Consider the following 15,277-nt stretch of genomic DNA (forward strand, 5'->3'; position numbering starts at 1 on the left):
ATGCGATCCGTAGTATCAGAGTGGCCGCTGGTGGTGTTCACCTCGGTGGCTCCCTTGTGTGCTGGGGCGTGGATCGTCACGGCGCTCCTGGCCTTGTTCGACGTGTTTCCCGAAGTGACTCTGCTCACTACGGGCTTTACGGGCACCTTCTTCTGCTTGCTGCTGGCGGCGGCTCTGGCCTGTTCCACCCTGCACCTGGGTAAGCCGGCGGCGGCCCTGCGGGCGTTCATGCGCCTGGGCAATTCCGCCGTGTCCAACGAGGTGTTTGCGGGGGTTCTGTTCGTGGTAGCCTGCTGCCTGTACGTGCTGGTGTCGCAGAACCTCATCGCAGCGGGGGATATGTGGAAGATTCCGCTGGCCTTTGTAGCCGGCTGTGCTGGTCTGTTCGTGCTGTTCCAGTGCTTGGCCTACCGCATGCGCACGGTGCCTACCTGGCACAGTCCGTCGTTCTCGGTGGAGTTCGCCGTCATCGCGCTGCTTGGCGGTGTGGTGGCAGAGGGCGTCATCCTTTGTGGCGGCCAGCTGGGCGATGGTACCGTGCGTCAGGGGCTCGTGGTGGCCGAGGTGCTCTGCTGCGCGGCGGCGGTGTTCGTGGTGCACGCTCAAGGGGCGGTGGTGGCGAAGAACGTGCGTCGCCGACGCGATGCTTATCGGCTGCTCGAGCAGTGGAATGTCCTGGGTGCGGTGCGGGTGCTGGCCATTGTGGCTGGCTCCACCCTGTGGGCCTTTGGCATGCTGGGAGCCAGTGCGTCACTGACGTGGGCCATTACCGGTGCGGCTCTGGTTATGGCGGCCATTGTGGCCGGTCGGTACTCGTTCTATCGGTTCTATGCGAACGTGGGGTTGCCGCAAGACTGACGCGAGGGGAGAGGGCGCAGATGCTCATGCTAGAATTACGGGACGGAAGCGCCTCGCGCATGGAGTTAGCTGATGGGCGGCTCGTTCGCAGGGGCGCAATGACATACCTATACGTAGGATGATGGGGCATGGCTGGGTTTGCACACAAGGAACACGCGGGGTTGCAGCGCGACGATTGCAAGGCGAAGGGCCATGGTCATGACGGGGATGTCGGCCTTGTATGCTTCATCGCCTATTTCTTCTGCATTTCAGCCCTTGTGTCCATGCGCTCGCTGCGCTTCGGCCCTCTGTCCGACGAAGGGGCGCTCGTTTCGTTCCTCGCCTTTCTGGGCTCTGCCTGCCTGACGCTGCTAGCCCTGGCCATGGCCGAGCCCTACCTGCTCCACCGCCCGGTGCACCGGCGGCTCAGCCTGGTGGCGGCCGTGCTTTTGTTCTTGGGGCCGGCCTATTGCGCCGTGGAAAGCGTGCTGTCTCATGCGAATACCTGGGCGATGTTCTTCATGTTCTGCCTCTCGGGCTGCGGCTACGGCTGCTGCATGCTGGTGTGGGGTCGTGCCCTGGCCGTGAAGGAGGTGGCCCATTCGGCGCGCCAGGTATTCGCCGACACCTGCGCGGCGGTGGTGGTGATGGTGGTGGCCATGGTGCCGCCCGAGGCGGTGGGCATGGCGCTTATGGCGGTGCTGGGCGTGGTGGCCGGTGTGGTGGGATCGCGCAAGGTTCCCGACACCCCCTCGGCCGAGCTGTTGTCCGGCCAAGTGGTGGTCAGCGACACGCGCAATGCCATTCCGAAGTCATCTTATTTCGTGGGAGCTACACTGTGGCTCGTCTACGGCATCTTCTGGTCGCTGCTGGGCGATATTTCCTTTACCGGCGGCAGCATGGGCTTTCTTGTGGTGGTGGCCACCATTATCCTGGCCGTGGCCGGGCTGTCCATCGTGCGGCTGCACCACCATCCCATCGCGAATCTGTCGCGGGCCTTCTGGTTGGCTGTGCCGCTGCTCGTGACGGGCTTGGCGTTCTTCGTGGCCGGTGAGGAATGGCTGATTCGCGTGGCTGTGGTGTTGATCGTGCTGTCCATGGTGGTGTCCTACATGCATCTCATGGCCCACTTCGCCGCCTTGGCCCACCGGCCGACCCTGCTGCCGGACCAGATGTTCGCTTGGGGTTGGCTGGCGCCGTACGCTGGCATGTTCATCGGGGTGTTCGTGGGCATTCTGCTGCGCTCGGCGGGCGGCGAGGCGACGAATTTGTTCCTGCCCATTGCCGCGGGCGTGCTCGTGGTGGTTGTCATTGCATCGATGCGCAGCATCGAGGTTATCGCGGCCCATAAGCGCGATTACGAGGCGCGGCGGGCGGCGGCTGCAGCCGTGGAGGAGCCTGTGGACATCGAGGTGCAGATGGGTGACGTGTTCGCCGATCTGGGTCTGTCCCTGCGGGAGAAGGACGTGGCGGCGCTGCTGATGCAGGGTCACAGCCAGGCGGCCATTGCCGGCCAGCTGTTCGTGGCGGCGAGCACGGTGAACACCCATGTCAAGCATATCTACCGCAAGGCCTGCGTGAATTCCAAGCAGGAATTCATCGATCTGTGCCAGAAGAAGTTGGAAGAAGCCCAAACGAGTCCCAGCGTGGGATAGGATGCAGTGTCTGCCCGCGGTGCTGGGCCGTGCCTGGCGCGGTTCGGCGGGGAGCGGCTCGGGTATTGTGTGGGGATAGTTCCCTCGACAGAAAGGCAAGAGGCAGTGAAACAGTTTCTCTCGAATCCGATCGTGCGCACGGCAGGACTGTTCGTGGCGTTGTTCGCCATCGGGTTTGCCACGCGGATGCCCGCATGGCAGTTTCCCCACATCTACGCTTTGCACGGCGTGCTGGCGGCTCCGTTTTGCGCTGCTTTGGCCGCGTGGCACCTGGTGCGCGGCGGCTCGGTGGTCCAGCTTGTCGCTGCCACGGCCCTGCTCGCCGCGGTGCTGGGCATGATGAGCCCCGCCATGGGCTTGAGCTTTGCCCTGGTGGCAGCGCTGACGTTGGCTGTGCGGGCGTGCCTGCGATCGGTGCCCGCTGCCATGCGGTCGGTGGCAGCGGCAGCGGTGTTCGGCGCGCTCGACTATCCGTGCGCCTTGGCGGTGGGCCTCGCGCTGGGCTCCTACGGTCCGTCGGCCGAGGCATTGCCCATGATCGCACTGCTGCTGGCGCTCTCGGTGGCCCTGTCCCTATTCGGCGCCTTCGTGGCGGCCTTTCTGGCTGATCGACGGTCGGCAAAGTATTCGAACTCTTCCTCGTAGGCGTCCTTGCCGACGCCGGGCATAGGTACATGTGGGAGGCGAGGCTGGACAGTCGTTCTTGGCGAATGTCGAAGCGGCGCTTTTTCGCGAGCACCAGGGCGTGCCCTGCACATCGAACGTGAACGTCGGGTGGCGCAGCACTTCCTCGTACTTTTCCATCGGGGCGGTCGAATGGACAGGCAAGAAATCGCTCCTTATTGAGCGCTGGGCTCTGCCGAATGCGACAGTGCTGGCGCTAGAGGGCTTACTCGTAGCCCATGGCGGCCAGCTGGTCCTCGTTAAGGCCGAAGTAGTGGCCCAGCTCGTGGACGACGGTCTTGCCGATCTCCTCCACGATTTCCTCGCGGCTGGAGAAGCAGCGCTCGTGGGGCCCCTTGAACACGGTGATCACGTCGGGGATGTCGTCGTCGTAGCCGTTCGCGCGCTCGACGATGGACAGCCCATCGAACAGTCCCAGCAAATCGTCGGGCAGCTCGTCGCCCTCCCCGTCGCCAGCTGGGACTTCGGAGTCCTCGTGTGCGTCGTCCCAGCCCAGGTGGTAGGCGTTCGGCTCGTCCTCCCACACGACGGCCACGTTCTCCAGCGCGTCGAGAAATTGCTCGGGCATGGCGTCGAGCGCCTCGGAGAGGGCGGCTTCAAATTCTTCGTCAGTCATGCGGTGCATGGCGGCTTCCTCTCAAAAGTGGCTTGAAAAAGAACGTTTTGGGAGCCGAAGCGGGCGGAATCGGGCGAAACCGAGCGGGAGCAAACCTCTCCATCGGGTGTTTTTCCTGATCGCAATTTCCAAGGCGAAGAGAAAAGGCTTCCCTTGATCCCCAAACCGTTCTTTTCAAGCCATTTTAGATGATACCCCGCAGCCGCCGTGCCCGCTCTTCCTCATCGTTGAAGTATTTGTGCGAGTTCGGTCGCGGCCTCGGCGTTTGTGCTACCATTTCCCGCGCACAAAGGAGCGCCTCACGGGGGACGGCTAACGGGGTTTGTTCGTCGCGTCGCGCCTGAGACAAGCAGCGGCAGGCATCGCTTGCCCGACTCAACGGAGGAATGCATGAAGATTTTGGGCATGGGAGTTCCCGAGCTCCTTATCATCCTGGTCGTCATCCTGCTCATCTTCGGCCCGAAGAACCTGCCCAAACTCGGCAGTGCCCTCGGTAAGACGGTGAAGAACCTGCGCGATGGCATGGGCGCGGGCGAGAAGGAAGTCGCCGAGGCCGCCGATGACGAGGAAGTCGTCGAGGTTGTCGAGGAGGTCGTGGAAGAGCCGGCTCCGGCTCCGAAGAAGACCGTCAAGAAGGTCGTGAAGAAGAAGGCCGAATAGCCTTTCCGCCCTTCGCATACCAAGGTATATCGTGGTGCGCCCGCCGGATAGTGCGGGCGCACCACCAGTGTATAAAGAGAGAAAACGGGACAAATCATGGCTAACGAGAACTACGTACTGACCCAAGAGGGCAAGGAGAAGCTGGAAGAAGAGCTGCACTACCTGGAGACCGAGAAGCGCGCCGAGATCGGCGAGCGCATCAAGGTGGCCCGCGAGTTCGGCGACATCTCCGAGAATTCCGAGTACGACGACGCGAAGAACGAGCAGGGCATGATGGAGGCGCGCATCGCCGAGATCAGCCGCATTCTGTCGGAGGCTACTGTCGTGAATGCGCCGAAGCGCTCGAGCAAGGTGAACATCGGCTCTACCGTGACGGTGGATATGAACGGTCGCGAGCGCGTGTTCACCATCGTGGGCGGCGCCGAATCCGATGCTGCCGAGGGCAAGATCTCCAACGAGTCGCCTGTAGGCCAGGCGCTGCTCGGCTGCAAGAAGGGCGATGAGGTGACCACCACCGGCCCCACCGGCCGCGACATCACCCTGACCGTTCTGAAGATCGAGCACTAATATGGCTGAAGAAATTGCTGAGGTAATCGAAGACGATCCCATTGAGGTGCGCAAGGCGAAGCGCGAGGCGCTCATCGCCGCGGGCGTGGATCCCTACGGCCATGCCATCAAGCGCAGCCACAGCGTGGGCGAGCTGAACGAGCGCTATGCCCACCTGGAGGACGGCGATTCCACCGAGGATGCGGTCACCATCGCTGGCCGCATCATGGCCAAGCGGGTGCAGGGCAAGATCGCCTTTCTGGAGCTGCGCGAGTCGGGCTGCGACATCCAGCTGTTCTGCCGCATCAACGCCCTGGGCGACGGGCGCTTCGCCGATCTGTGCGATCTGGACGTGGGCGACTGGATTGCCGTCACCGGCACTATGATGCGCACCAAGCGCGGCCAGCTGTCCGTGGCCGTAGACTCCTTCGAGCTCATGAGCAAGTCGCTGCGCCCCTTGCCCGAGAAGTTCCACGGGCTGACGGACAAGGAGACCCGCTACCGCCAGCGCTATGTGGATCTGGTCATGAACCCCGAGGTGCGCACTACCTTCGAGCGCCGCTTCAAGATCGTGTCAGCCATTCGCCGCTACATGGAGGATATGGGCTTCTACGAGGTGGAAACGCCGTTTCTGCACGCCATCATCGGCGGCGCGAACGCGAAGCCCTTCATCACGCATTTCAACGCGCTCGATCGCGACTACTACCTGCGCATCGCCACGGAACTGCCGCTGAAGCGTTTGCTCGTGGGCGGTTTCGAGAAGGTATTCGAGATCGGCCGCCAGTTCCGCAACGAGGGCATGGACCCGTACCACAACCCCGAGTTCACCACCATGGAGGCCTATGCGGCCTTCAGCGATCTGGACGGCATGATGGACCTCACCGAGGGCTGCATCAAGGCCGCGGCCGAGGCCGCCTGCGGCAGCCTGCAGATCGAGTACCAGGGCACGCCGGTGGATCTGTCCGGTACCTGGCGCCGCGCCACCATGATGGAGCTGGCCAGCGAGCACGCTGGCGAGGAGGTGTCCTTCAAGCGCAGCCGCGAGGAACTCGTGGCCATTCTGGAGAAGCACGGTGGCCATGCGGAAGCGGCCTGGGGCAAGGGCAAGCTCATCAGCGAGATCTTCGAGGCCGTAGCCGAGGAGAAGCTCATCCAGCCCACCTTCGTCATCGATCACCCGCTGGAGATTTCCCCGCTCGCGAAGAAAGATCCCGAGAACCCCGAGCTCACCCAGCGCTTCGAGCTGTTCATCTTGGGCCACGAGTACGCCAACGCCTTCACCGAGCTGAACGACCCGGTGGACCAGGCCGAGCGCTTCCGCGCCCAGGTAGAGGCCAAGGACATGGGCGACGACGAGGCCATGGGCTTCGACGCCGACTACATCCGCGCCCTGGAGTACGGCATGCCGCCGGCGGGCGGCGTAGGAATAGGCATCGACCGCATGGTCATGCTGCTCACCGATGCGCCCTCCATCCGCGACGTGCTCTTGTTCCCGCACATGAAGGACGAAGTGCCGGTGGGTGGCAACGCTGCATCCGCGGCTTCGTCTGCAGCTGAGGCTGCGGCCCCGACGGGCGAGGCCCCGGCAGCCTCTGCGGCTCCCATGGACTTCTCCAACGTGGTCATCGAGCCGCTGTTCGCCGATGAGGTAGACTTCGACACCTTCAGCAAGTCCGATTTCCGCGCCGTGAAGGTGAAGGAGTGCGCAGCCGTGCCGAAGTCCAAGAAGCTGCTCCAGTTCACCCTGGACGATGGCACCGGCACCGACCGCACCATCCTGTCGGGCATCCACGCCTACTACGAGCCCGAGGAGCTGGTGGGACGCACTCTCATCGCCATTACCAACCTGCCGCCGCGCAAGATGATGGGCATCGCCTCGTGCGGCATGATCATCAGCGCCGTGCACGAAGTGCCGGGCGAGGACGGCGAGCCCGAGGAGCGCCTGAACCTGCTCATGGTGGACGACCGCATCCCCGCCGGCGCCAAGCTGTACTAGGCGAACAGTTACCAACTTACCTACGGATGGGCCCGCGCTGAGCAGTGCGGGCCCATCCGTTTCTAGAATAGGCGTCAGCGAGAGCAGACGTGAAAGAGGAACAGCCGATTCGGCGCGAGAGGAGGTGCGGCCATGGGGCGGCATCGGGAAAGCGAGCGAGCCGAGCGATTCCGCCGACGGCTCAAGCTGTCCCATACCAACCAGTTGAAGCGCGAGACGTTCTACGCGTTGGAGAACTTGCGCCGCGCCAGCTGGCCGGCCCGCTTCGTGGGCGGGGCGCTGTTCGCGCTCATCCTGCTGAACGCGGTGGTGGTGTTCGTATCCACCCAGCCAGGGCTCGATCCCGTTACGGCCGATGTGGTCGCCGGCTTCTATCGCTTCTCCACGGTCTGCTTCTGCGTCGAGTACTTTGCCCGCATCTGGATTGCCGATCTGGCTTTCGGCAACTGCACGCCGTCGCGAGCTCGGCTGCGCTATATCTGCTCGCCCTGGGGCATCATCGACCTGCTCTCCTTCGCGCCGAACATGGTGGCCTGGTTCGTGCCGGTGACGGCGGCGCTGGGGCAGATCATCAACGTGGTGCGCCTCGTGCGCCTCGTGAAGATCTCCCGCTACATGCGCGGCCTGCGCACCATCGGCCGCGTCATCGCGAAGCACTACCACGAGATTGTGGCGGCCTTTCTGGTTATCGCCCTGCTCGTGGTGGTGTCCAGCGTGGTTATGTACGAGATCGAGCATCCGGCCCAGCCCGACAAGTTCAACAACCTGCTGTCGGGCGTGTACTGGGCCGTCACGACCGTTACGGGCACCGGCTATGGCGATTTGGTGCCCATTACGCCGGCCGGGCGCATCGTGGGCTCCGTCATCATGTTCCTCTCGGTGGCCTTAGTGGCCATTCCTGGCGGTATCTTTTCCGCCGGTTTCGTGGCCGAGTTCCAGAACGCGAACCTGCGCAAGATCGAGCGCGACGTGCGCCGCGAAGACGCTCGCCAAGACGGCCGCGATGAAGCCGAACGCGCGGGTGCGGAGGGGCCTTCCGGTGAAAGCGGGGCGCAGGAGTGCTCCGGCGGGGTCGCGACTGCCCAGGATGGCGATCGGCGGGGATAGCGTGGCTGTGGCGTCGCTTCCCCTCACAACGTGCCCACAAAACAGCCCTTCTCGGCACCATGCTTTAGCAATTCGCCCGCGTGAGTGCTAAACTGCTCGGGAACTATATTTCGTGCCCGGCCTGTCTGCTAGCGAGAGAGAACCTTTGCCGCGGGGCACCAACGAAGGAACGAGGAAACCATGTCATTCGAGAAATTCACGGACAAAGCACGCAAGGTGCTGGTCCTGGCTCAGGATGAGGCGCGTGCGCTCCATCAGCCCTACGTGGGCACCGAGCATATTCTCTTGGGCCTTATCCAGGAGAAGGACGGCCTGGCCGCCCAGGCCCTCGATCGCCTGAACGTCACCTACGATGGGGTGGTGCAGGCCATCCGCCAGGTGGTCACCATCGACGAGGACGCCGACGTGTCGGGACATCTGTCCTTCACGCCGCGGGTGAAGCGCGTGCTGGAGAACTCCCTGCGCGAGGCCATGCAGATGGGCCAGTCCTACATCTCCACCGAGCACTTGCTCTTGGGCATCGTGCGCGAGGGCGAGGGTACGGCTCTGGAAGTGCTCGGTCGCCTGAACGTGTCCGGCGATGATGTGCGCGGCGCCCTGAACGATCTGGTGGGCCAGTCGCCTGTCTACGCGGGTCGCTCCGGCTTCGACGGGCCGGCCTCGTCGGATTCCATGCTCACCGAGTTCGGTACCGATCTCACGAAGAAGGCCCGCGACGGCAAGCTGGACCCAGTCATCGGCCGCGCCTCGGAAATCGAGCGCGTCATGCAGATCCTGTCCCGTCGCCAGAAGAACAACCCCCTCATCCTGGGCGAGCCCGGCGTGGGCAAGACGGCCATCGCCGAGGGGCTGGCCCAGCTCATCGTGAGCAACCAGGTGCCCGACATCCTGCGCGGCAAGCGCCTCATCACGCTGGACGTGTCGGCGCTCGTGGCCGGTTCCAAGTACCGCGGCGAGTTCGAGGAGCGCCTGAAGAAGGTCATCAAGGAGGTCATGGACGCCGGCGACGTGCTGCTGTTCATCGACGAGATCCACACCATCATCGGCGCCGGCTCGGCCGAGGGCTCCATCGATGCGGCCGCCATTCTGAAGCCCCCGCTGTCCCGCGGCGAGATTCAGATCATCGGCGCCACCACCCTTGAGGAGTTCCGCAAGCACCTGGAGAAGGACTCGGCCCTGGAGCGCCGCTTCCAGCCGCTCACCATCAACGAGCCCAACGAGGAGCAGGCCGTGCGCATCATGGAGGGCCTGCGCGACAAGTACGAGGCGCACCACGGCGTGCACTTCACCGACGACGCCCTGACCGCCGCCGTGCAGCTGGCGAACCGCTACATCCAGGATCGCTACCTGCCCGACAAGGCCATCGACGTCATGGACGAGGCCGGCGCCCGCATGCGCATCCGCAACATGACCCTGCCCAAGGAGCTGCGCGATCTCGATGAGAGGCTGCGCAAGATCCGCGCCGAGAAGGATCGTGCCATCGGCGACCAGAACTTCGAGCGCGCCGCCGAGCTGCGCGACGAGGAAGAGGCCGTGAAGAAGGAGCGCGAAGAGGCCGAGAAGCAGTGGGAGGAGGACACCTCCAAGACCGTGCAGCAGGTGACCGTGGAGGATATCGCCGACGTGGTGTCCATGTCCACCGGCGTGCCCGTGAGCAACCTCACCGAGGCCGAGACCGAGAAGCTGCTGCGCATGGAGGGCGTGCTCCACGAGCGCATCATCGGCCAGGACGAGGCCGTGACCGCCCTGTCCAAGGCCATCCGCCGCAGCCGCAGCGGTCTGAAGGACCCGAAGCGCCCGGCCGGTTCGTTCATCTTCCTGGGCCCCTCGGGCGTGGGCAAGACCGAGCTGTCGAAGGCCCTGGCCGAGTTCCTGTTCAATTCCGAGGACGCGCTTCTGTCCTTCGACATGTCCGAGTACATGGAGAAGCACACGGTGTCGCGCCTGGTGGGCTCGCCTCCGGGCTACGTGGGCTTCGACGAGGGCGGCCAGCTCACCAAGGCCGTGCGCCAGCGCCCCTATTCGGTGGTGCTGTTCGACGAGATCGAGAAGGCCCACCCGGACGTGTTCAACATCCTGCTGCAGATCCTGGAGGAGGGTCGCCTGACCGACGCTCAGGGGCGCACCGTTGACTTCCGCAACACGGTCATCATCATGACGTCGAACGTGGGCGCCCGCGATATCACGACCACCACCACGCTCGGTTTCTCCAACTCGGGGCAGAACGGGCTTTCCGACAAGGAGATCAAGAGCCGGGTGATGCACGAGCTGAAGAACGCCTTCCGGCCCGAGTTCTTGAACCGCATCGATGAGATCATCGTGTTCAAGAGCCTGACCGAAGACGAGATCGTGCAGATCGTGGATCTCATGGTGGCCGAGCTGCGCGAGCGCATGATCGCCCAGAACATGACCATCAACCTGGACGAGGCGGCCAAGAAGCTCGTGGCCAAGGAAGGTACCGACACTGCCTTCGGCGCGCGCCCGCTGCGCCGGGCCATCCAGCGCCTGCTGGAGGATCCTCTGTCCGAGCAGATCCTCGAGGGTCGCTGGACGAGCGGCAGCGTGGTGGACGTCACCGTGGGCGAGGACGGCGAGGAGCTCGTGTTCAGCGAGGGCACCGGCTCCATCCCCGCGCCGCGCAAGCGCGATTCCATCGCCCGCGACGCCGAGCTGCTGCTCACCAACTACGACCTCGGTCGCGCCGGGCTCGGCAGCGGCCGCGGCGCCGGTGCGCCCGCCGGCTCCGTTGCCGGCGGAGAGTAGCCCCCACCGCGGCTGCGCAAGCCACGGCATCGATACGCATCGACGAGAGAAGGCCCCGCGGGGCCTTCTCCTTATGCCAGAATGTCGGCGATCATGCGGTCCTTGCCGTGCGGTGCGCCTCCCTTCGCTTCCTCACGCCGTTATCCGACAAGCACGAGGGTGATTTCGGGGATGACCGTCGGGCGATGGGGGCCGAAGGTGCGGTCGGTGTCGCCGTATAATAAGGGCCACTTGTCAGGAGATGAAGGAGAAGCCCCATGGAGCCCGTTGCCTCGCTGTTCGCCCCGCGCTCGATTCCCTTTTCGGTGGAGATGTTCCCGCCGAAGGGCTCGCTGACCTTGGATGCGGCCCGCAAGGTAGTGGGTGGCATGGCGCTCGCGCGGCCCGATTTCATCTCGGTCACCTGCTCGGCCGGCGGCTCGGGCAACGGCGGCCAGACCATCGAGGTGGCCTCGCTCATCCAAAGCGAGGCGCACATTCCCGCTGTGGCGCATTTGACCTGCGTGAATTCCACGCGCGAGACGGTTCAGGCCGCCATTGCCGAGCTGAAGGCCGCGGGCATTACCACGGTGCTCGCGCTGCGGGGCGATTTGGTGGGCAATGCCCAGCCGGGCGATTTCCGCCACGGGGCCGACCTCATCCCGCTTTTGAAGGACGCCGGATTCTGCGTGGGCGCGGCCGCTTACCCCGAAGGGCATCTGGACTGCCTCGATCTGGACGAGGATCTGCGCCATCTGAGGGAAAAGCAGGACGCCGGGGCCGATTTTTTCGTCACCCAGCTGTTCTTCGACAACGACGACTTCTACCGCTTCCGCGAACGCGCCCTGGCGGCCGGTGTCACGCGGCCCGTCACCTGCGGCGTCATGCCGTTTCTGGGGAAGTCGCAGATCCAGCGCATGGTGTTCCTCTGCGGCAGCTCGCTGCCCTCGCCCATCGTGAAGCTGCTGGCGAAGCACGAGGACGACCCGGCCGCTCTGCGCGCGGCCGGCGTGGAATACGCCTGTCGCCAGCTCGTCGACCTGGCTCGCAACCAGGTGGACGGCGTGCACGTGTACTCCATGAACCATCCCGACATCGCCCAGGCCGCCGCCACGGCCCTGGCCGATGCGGGCTTTCGCGCCTAGGAGCCGGGGCGGTCGTGGCGAGCATGGGCGACATGGGGCGCGAGGGGGCCGCAGCGAGGAGAGCCCCCGCGCCCGTCGTGGGCGAGGGACGTCCCTGCGCGCTTGCGGCATCGGTGAAGCGCCGCGAGGCGTGGGCCTTCCTCGGCCATCGGGGCCAGCCGGTAGACGATAGGCTGGCGGCGCGATTGGAGGAGGCCGCCGCGCTCTGCGAGCGGGAGCTTGCGCCCCGGGGCATCTTCCGGGTGTTCCCCGTCAGGCCGGGTGCCGGCGGCGTTGTTGTTACGGGCACGAGCCTGGTGCTGCCCGGCGAATCCATCGCCCGGCATCTGCGGGGCTGCGAGTACGCGGCCCTCATGGCCGTTACGCTGGGGCCGTCAAGCGAGATGGTGCTGCGGCGCGAGGCAGCCGTGAGCGCCACGGGCGGCATGCTCGCTGACGCCTGCGCCTCCTCGCTCGTGGAGCAGGCCGCCGGGGTGCTCAACGAGTTCGTGGACGAGGCGGCTGCCCGGCGTGGGTGCGCGCCCACCTGGCGCTTCAGTCCCGGATATGGCGACTTGCCCCTGAACGTGCAGGGGTCGTTCCTGGAAGCGCTCGATGCCGGCCGTGCCCTGGGTATTGCGCTCACGGCGGCGAACATGCTCGTGCCCTCCAAGAGCATCACGGCCATTGTCGGATTCCGCGACCCCGACCTGCGGGGCGAGTGAAAGGGAGAAAGCTATGGGACTCATGCGCGAGGTGCGGGTTGAAAGCGACCTGCTGCGGCGGGCGCTCGCTCGCGAGGACTTCCTGCTCTTCGACGGCGGCATGGGCACCCTCGTGCAGCAGGCGGGGTTGGCGAAGGTGCACGAGAACCCCGATGTGCTGAACCTGACGCACCCCGACGAGATCGCTGCTATCCAGCGCCAGTACGTGGAGGCGGGCGCCCAGTTCATCACCACCAACACGTTCGGCTCGAACCGCCTGAAGTTGGCGGGAACGGGAGCGACGGTGGCCGAGGTGTACGCGGCGGCGGTCGAGGTGGCCCGGGCTGCCGGCGCGCCGCTGGTTGCCGGGGACATCGGTCCCACGGGCAGCTTGCTCGCGCCTTTGGGCAGCCTTTCCTTCGACGACGCCTACGACATCTTCGCCGAGCAGGCCCGAGCGGCCGAGGCGGCCGGCTGCGACCTCATCGTGGTGGAGACCATGACCGACCTTCTGGAGGCGAAGGCGGCCGTGCTCGCCGCCGTGGAGCAGACCGCGCTGCCCGTGTTTTCCACCATGAGCTTCGGGGAGGACGGCCGCACCTTCCTCGGCACCACGCCGGCCATCGCCGCATCCACGCTGTCGGCGCTGGGCGCGGCAGCGGTGGGCCTCAACTGCTCGCTCGGCCCTGACGAGCTGGCACCCCTGGCGGCTGAGGCGGCGCCCTTCGCCCGGGGCCTGCTCATGGCCCAGCCCAACGCGGGGTTGCCGCGCGTGGTGGATGGGTGCACGGTGTTCGACGTGGGGCCTGAGGACTTCGCACGGGCCATGGCGCCCATTCTGGATGCGGGCGCGACCGTGGTGGGCGGCTGCTGCGGCACCACGCCGGCGCACATTGCCGCCTTGGCACGGCTGCTGCGCGATCGGCGCCCCGGCACGCCCACCTACCGGCCCGCTTTCACCGTGACGAGTGCCCAGGAGATGGCGAGCCTGCCCGCGGGTGCTGCCCAGGTGGCGGTCATCGGCGAGCGCATCAACCCCACGGGGAAGAAGAAGCTGCGCGTGGCCATACAGGCGGGCGACTTCGACTACCTGGTGGGCGAGGCCGTGGCCCAGGTGCGGGCCGGGGCCGACATTCTGGATGTGAACGTGGGCGTGCCCGGCATCGACGAGCCGGCGGTGCTCGCTCGCGCGGTGCGCACGCTGCAGGCTACGTGCCCGGCTCCCTTGCAGCTGGATTCGGCCGACCCGACGGCCATCGACGCGGCGGCGCGCGGCTACGCGGGCCGGGCCATGGTGAACTCTGTGAACGGGAAGGCGGCGAACTTGGCGGCGGTGCTGCCCGTAGTGGCCCGCTACGGCTGCACCGTGGTGGGCCTTACTCTGGACGAGGACGGCATCCCGTCCACGGCCGAGGGGCGCCTCGCCATTGCGCGGCGTATCGTGGCCGCCGCCGAGGAGCACGGCATCCCGCGGGAGGACGTGGCCATCGACTGCTTGGTCATGGCCGCCGCCACTAACCAGGACGAGGTGCGCGAGATCCTGCGGGCCGTGACGCTTTGCAAGCAGGAGCTCGGCGTGCGCACGGTGCTCGGTGTGTCCAACGTGAGCTTCGGGCTGCCCGCACGCCCGCTCGTGAACTCCGTGTTCCTGGCCGCGGCTTTCGGGGCCGGGCTCGACATGCCCATCCTGAATCCGCTGTCGGCGCGCTATGGCGACACAGTGAACGCCTTTCGCGTGCTGAACGGCCAGGACGGGGGCGCGGTGCGTTTTCTGGAAGACTACGCGCACGCGGCCGACCCCTACGACGGCCCCGCAGCGGCTGCCTCGGAGGGCGCCCTCGCGCCTGGCCCGACTGGTTCTGCGGCGGCTGCCGAGGAGTGCCCCGTGCCCGTCACCGATGCCTTCGCGGAAGATGCCGAGGCCGTGCGGTCCATGGTGTCCTACGTGCTGCAGGGCCGTGACGCGCCCATGGCCGCCGCCACCGCCGACCTGCTTGGGCGCCACGACGGCATCGCCATCATCAACGATGTGTTCGTGCCCGTGCTCGACGAGGTCGGGCGCCGCTACGATGCGGGGGCCTTCTTCCTGCCCCAGCTCATGGCCGCCGCCGAGGCGGTGAAGGCCGGCTTCGACGTCATCCGCGCCCAAACGGCCGAGGGGGTCGCTGGCGAGGGCGCGTGCGTCTCGGCAATGCCCGGCGGTTCTGCTGCGACTGGCAGCGCCGCACCCGATGCCGATCGTGCCATCATCGTGGCCACCGTGGAGGGCGACATCCACGACATCGGCAAGAACATCGTGAAGATGCTCTTGGAGAACTACGGCTTTTCTGTCATCGATCTCGGCCGCGACGTGGCGCCCGAGGCGGTGCTTTCCGCCGTGCGGGAAACAGGTGTGCGCCTTGTGGGCCTCTCGGCGCTCATGACCACCACCGTCGGTGCCATGGAGCGTACCATCGCGCTCGTGCACGAGGCGTGCCCCGAGGTGCGGCTCATGGTGGGCGGCGCGGTGGTCACCGCGGAGTTCGCGGCCTCCATCGGCGCCGACTTCTACGCCAAGGACGCCGCCGAGTCGGCCCGCATCGCCACGGCCTTCTTCGGCTGACCCC

12 protein-coding genes are annotated in these 15,277 nt (G+C 65.9%); 11 read left to right on the forward strand and 1 reads right to left on the reverse strand.

The annotated features are described in order from the left end of the window. The 3 genes from C811_RS14340 (at window position 1) to C811_RS14350 (ending at window position 3,137) form a co-directional block, all read left to right on the forward strand. Entirely contained in the window at window positions 1-858 is an 858-nt protein-coding gene (locus C811_RS14340; RefSeq protein ID WP_016310415.1) for a dimethyl sulfoxide reductase anchor subunit family protein, read from the forward strand. 128 nt (window positions 859-986) lie between these two features. Continuing rightward, a complete protein-coding gene (locus C811_RS17215; protein ID WP_016310416.1) occupies window positions 987-2,492 on the forward strand; it encodes a helix-turn-helix transcriptional regulator in 1,506 nt (501 codons plus the stop codon). Window positions 2,493-2,597: 105 nt separating this feature from the next. Further along, a complete protein-coding gene (locus C811_RS14350; RefSeq protein WP_016310417.1) occupies window positions 2,598-3,137 on the forward strand; it encodes a hypothetical protein in 540 nt (179 codons plus the stop codon). Window positions 3,138-3,381: 244 nt separating this feature from the next. Here the strand turns inward: C811_RS14350 and C811_RS14355 are convergent, their stop codons facing one another. Further along, window positions 3,382-3,801, reverse strand: a complete 420-nt coding sequence (locus C811_RS14355; RefSeq protein ID WP_016310418.1) for a metallopeptidase family protein — start codon at window positions 3,799-3,801, stop codon at window positions 3,382-3,384. 381 nt (window positions 3,802-4,182) lie between these two features. Between C811_RS14355 and tatA the strand changes: the two genes are divergently transcribed. The 8 genes from tatA (at window position 4,183) to C811_RS14385 (ending at window position 15,273) form a co-directional block, all read left to right on the forward strand. Then, window positions 4,183-4,452, forward strand: coding sequence for a twin-arginine translocase TatA/TatE family subunit (tatA, locus tag C811_RS14360; protein WP_016310419.1), 270 nt, complete (start codon window positions 4,183-4,185; stop codon window positions 4,450-4,452). Between the two features lie 96 nt (window positions 4,453-4,548). Beyond that, window positions 4,549-5,019 (forward strand): transcription elongation factor GreA, encoded by a 471-nt coding sequence (gene greA / locus C811_RS14365; RefSeq protein ID WP_016310420.1) that lies wholly within the window; start codon window positions 4,549-4,551, stop codon window positions 5,017-5,019. 1 nt (window position 5,020) lies between these two features. Continuing rightward, window positions 5,021-6,994, forward strand: coding sequence for a lysine--tRNA ligase (lysS, locus tag C811_RS14370; RefSeq protein ID WP_016310421.1), 1,974 nt, complete (start codon window positions 5,021-5,023; stop codon window positions 6,992-6,994). A 132-nt stretch (window positions 6,995-7,126) separates the two neighbouring features. Continuing rightward, the gene (locus C811_RS0104185; protein ID WP_016310422.1) at window positions 7,127-8,101 is read left to right on the forward strand and encodes an ion transporter; all 975 of its coding nucleotides are present in this window, start codon (window positions 7,127-7,129) and stop codon (window positions 8,099-8,101) included. A 180-nt stretch (window positions 8,102-8,281) separates the two neighbouring features. Further along, window positions 8,282-10,864 carry an ATP-dependent Clp protease ATP-binding subunit gene (locus C811_RS14375; protein ID WP_016310423.1) on the forward strand — a complete coding sequence of 861 codons (2,583 nt, stop codon included), beginning with the start codon at window positions 8,282-8,284 and terminating at the stop codon, window positions 10,862-10,864. Between the two features lie 257 nt (window positions 10,865-11,121). Next, on the forward strand, window positions 11,122-11,988 hold the full coding sequence (locus C811_RS14380; protein ID WP_016310424.1) for a methylenetetrahydrofolate reductase: 867 nt from the start codon (window positions 11,122-11,124) through the stop codon (window positions 11,986-11,988). 14 nt (window positions 11,989-12,002) lie between these two features. Beyond that, complete coding sequence (locus C811_RS0104190) at window positions 12,003-12,692, forward strand: hypothetical protein (protein ID WP_016310425.1); 690 nt, start codon at window positions 12,003-12,005, stop codon at window positions 12,690-12,692. 13 nt (window positions 12,693-12,705) lie between these two features. Further along, window positions 12,706-15,273 carry a homocysteine S-methyltransferase family protein gene (locus C811_RS14385; RefSeq protein ID WP_016310426.1) on the forward strand — a complete coding sequence of 856 codons (2,568 nt, stop codon included), beginning with the start codon at window positions 12,706-12,708 and terminating at the stop codon, window positions 15,271-15,273. Window positions 15,274-15,277: the final 4 nt, after the last annotated feature.

It is taken from the genome of Adlercreutzia caecimuris B7 (genome assembly GCF_000403355.2).
Classification (GTDB): Bacteria; Actinomycetota; Coriobacteriia; order Coriobacteriales; family Eggerthellaceae; genus Adlercreutzia; species Adlercreutzia caecimuris.